Here is a 3,958-nt window from a genome sequence, read left to right as displayed (position 1 = left end):
AAGCATTACCTGTGTTCCATCATAATCTACACCGCACCAGTCATACTTGTTTCCATTGCTGATTCTTTTCGCAATTTGAGAAACAATCTGTCCACTAGCGCCGCTATTTATAACAGAAACATCGGAATACTTTTTATCAAATAATGCTTTTAATTGATGCGGATAGTCATCTGATGTAGTCCAATAACCATCTGTAATCGAATCACCAACTGCATCTATTTTTAAATTGGATGGGATTGAACCAGATTCTTCTCCGGAAGATGTCTGTGTTTCCAAAAGCCTTTTATAGAGTTTCAGCTGAATCGAATCTGTATCTGCATCAATTGCTGTACCATCTTGATTCTGCCACTGTTTCTCTATATTCAGCCCGCCAGAAATGTAGTTGGTAATCGTCGTTTTCTGCTCTGAAGCTCGTTCTGTTCGATCATACTTTACCTGATACCCCTCCGGCACACTGGATTCCACCACATAATAGTAATAGCGGCTTCCATCCTGTGTCTTATACGGGAGATCACTCCAAGTATAAGTCCAACTGTTGCTCTGATTCAGCGTCTGTGTTCCGGATGACTGGTACACCTGCGCATCCGAGGGCGGCGTTCCGATATTGCTCCATACCGTTGTGGATTGATAAAGCTTTACCTCTACGCTATCCCCTGTATGCTGTTCTGCACCATCGCCCCAAATCTTTTCCACAGAAACTGCGATCTCTGTCGGTTCATTGTTTCGATTGGTCAATATCAGTGTACCGGTCGTGCCATTGGTAGTACCCGTAGCACTGATGATCCAGCCATACAAGCCCTGATTCGGAGATTGAAATTTATCTTCGCCTTTCTTCTTCACGCCGGTTTCCGACACTCGGAATTTCGTATATGCTTCAAGCGAAACCCCGTCCGCCAAATACGATTCCAATGTCAGCTTCCAGCCGTTTTCAGCGGTCAAAAGCGCATTTTCTTTCAGAGCGATCTTTTCCCATGTTCCGCTGGCGTTCAATCCCTCCAGCTGGAACTGCACTTCCGTTGCCGGAATGCCGCTGCTGGGAATCGGATTTCCATCGGAATCTCTCCAAAGCTTTTCTACAACCAAGCCCTGCGAATTGTTGATGGAAATGGTACCGTCTTTATTCGCTGCGTTGCCTGTTGTATTCGGTCGATAAGTGCCGCTTGTGCCATCACTCGCCTGAAACGTTCCATCCGTCTGCTGGATATATGTTTTCCCGCCGTACGTATATTCTGCTTCCTTGACGTAATAGTAAATCGGCTTACCGTTCTTACCGCTGGGAAGATTCTTCCATGTGTAAGACGGATTCTGTGGATTTTCGCCGCTGCCAACAGCGGCAGTGGAGAATTCCTTCGGATTTTCCAATCCGGAAACGCCCAGATTTTCCGCCGACGCCAATTCCATATTCTCCGGAAAACCGGAGCTGGTCTTGGTGTACGACCAATAGAGCGCAGCCTTGATGGAAGTGCCCGAGGTATCTTCCAGTCCCGTCCATGTTTTCTGCACGGTGAGGTCGATCAGCTGGTTGTTCGGAATGTTTACCGAACCTCCCTCCTGCACCTGAATGACATCGTCCGCAGTCACACCATCAGGATAGCTGCTCAGCGCTTCAGAACCATATACAAAATAGTAGGTGGAATTGCTTGCCGTCAATGCCTCATAGCCATCCGGCGCTTTTGTCTCTACAATTTTATATAGGGTAGCCTTATCGAAGGAGTCCAGTTTGTAATCCTCATCCGCTTTCACAGAAATCGAAACAGCGCTGCTCTGATTCTCTGCATCATATGTCAGTTTATGTGTCTGAAGCTTATCGTTTGTAACAAGTTCATCCTTGCTTGCAAACAGCCACTTTCCATCCTGATATTTCGCAATCTGGAATGTCGCATCCAGCTTCAAACTGTAGTCGCCTACGTCATACTTGACAATTTGCGGTTTATTCTCTGCGGAAATCCCCGCTCTTGACTTAGAAATGCTGAACTTTATGCTGTCTTTCTGATCGTCTGCACTGGCATTTCCAGTATCCAAAGAAATGGAATTGGAGGAAATCACGGTTTTTGTTTCGCTCAGACTCTCCGGTGTAACGGGCTTTCCGTCTTTCAGAAGTGTATACTGATACGTAACTTTCAGCGGTTCGCCGTCTGGCACTGTAAGCTTTAAGCGGGAGTCGATTTCTTTCACTTGTACTGCCTTGACTGAATCGACAGAAAACGTATCACTCGAATCTGAAGCATCCAAGGAAATCACCCAATTTATCACATAATCAATTTCAATTTTAAATGTGATATCTGCGTATCCATTTTCATCAAATGTGACACCCGCAAAAGGATATTTCACTATCTCGCCACCAAATGAATTATTAACGCATTTGCCGTATACCGTAATGCCGCTGCTTAACGAATGATTCGGTTCTCCTTTTAGGCGAATGGTAACAATGTCTCCCTTTGGAAATTCCGGTGAAGTGCTAACATACGGCTGGTTTGTTGTCCACTTCTTATTATCGCTCGTTGTAAACTGATACAAATCACTTCTCTTCGAAGGCGTTTCTTCTTTGATATTGTGTTCTACCAGATACTGATACTCCGAAGTAGAAAGCTCCCGCACAACGGTTGCATCGGTGACTGCACCGGATGCATCTACAACCGGATTTTCAATTTTTTCCACCTTTACCATGGAAAGCACTGCGTCAATTCCAGCTGCAGAGGCGCCTTCATAGCTATCCAATGTCAAATCATCCGTCAGGTCAATTTCTCCTGAATTCGAAAGGTATTTCCCATCCGGATTTACATAGACAGAATAGTTCAGTTGCCCGTCTTCTGCGGTATATGCACCGTTCTTGTTCGAAGAAGCAATGTTTTTGGTCAGCAGATTCTTGTCGCTGGTATCCGCCGTGCTTCCTGTCACCTTTACGCTTGCAGTCTTGGCATCGCTGCCCTTTTGTGCAATGGTATTGGTCACGGTGTAGCCATCTGTTCCGGCACTTACCGCAGATTTCAGGATTTCTACTGGAATGCCGGTATAGTAGGTAACATAAAAATATGACGACTCCGCTCCACTATTTTTATCAACATGTATTGTAAGTTTTCGAGTCGTATCATCAAAAGAATACTCTCTAGGATAAAGATGATACCCATGATACCGACTGCGCTGAATATATGGTCTATATTTATCCTCTACATTAAATTTATCATTCTTATCATAAATTCCAATCAATGTTGAATTTTCTGGAAGCACATCTTCAAAATCATATGAATAATCTTGCACAATATCATAGATTTTCCACTGTATCAGATAATAGGTGGTATCTCCGACCGTCAGCGTCGGCAAATCCGACAGTGCAATGGAATCGCCATCGGCAAGCACATTCCCATCCGCATCCAGCGCAGCCTTTTTGAAGTCCTGCTTTGGGTTGTTGGTAATGGTAATGCTGCCGCTTTCCACGCCATTTTGAGAATCCGAATACGAAACCGTATACCCATCCACCGGCGTTTCAACGACCCGATAAAGATAGTCGCCGTCATGGGCAAGGGTATCTTTCGGCAAATCGGAAAAGGTCTGTTTCCAGCCGTTACTGCTGTCCAGCGTAAAGGTATAAGGGTTGCTTTCGTCCGCTGTAACCTCTGTCCACTCGCCGTCTACCAGATAGATCTGTGCCCAGTCCGTTGCATTCGTCCCCTGCTTTTTGCGCTGCAATTGGAACGTAACGCTTGGCTTCTTGTCTGTATTTCCATCAGAATATGTCTTATTTACTGTAAGCGTCTGTTTCTCCACAGTATCCTTGCTCTTTTCGATCAAATCGTAAGAAGGAGTACTGGGGTTCAGCGTTCCGAAAGAAGCGGTATTGGAAAACTTGGAGCTAACCGCTGTCTTCCCGTCCATCTTCACACCGGAAACATCTGCCATTGTCGAATATTCGATCTCGGCAAATCGGTACGCCTTGTCATCCACTGTCTTGGTAAAAGTA

At 45.3% G+C, this 3,958-nt stretch carries 1 protein-coding gene; it reads right to left on the bottom strand.

Annotated elements, in window-relative coordinates:
- The coding region (locus QZL66_RS11175) for a Cna B-type domain-containing protein (protein WP_293615140.1) at positions 1–3,958 on the bottom strand (3,958 nt) is incomplete at both ends.

The organism is Ruminococcus sp. CAG:330, from assembly GCF_000437175.1.
In the GTDB taxonomy this organism is placed as follows: Bacteria; Bacillota; Clostridia; order Oscillospirales; family Ruminococcaceae; genus Ruminococcus_C.
The sequence above is the reverse complement of the archived record's forward strand: the minus strand, read 5'-3'. Positions and strand labels throughout refer to the sequence as shown.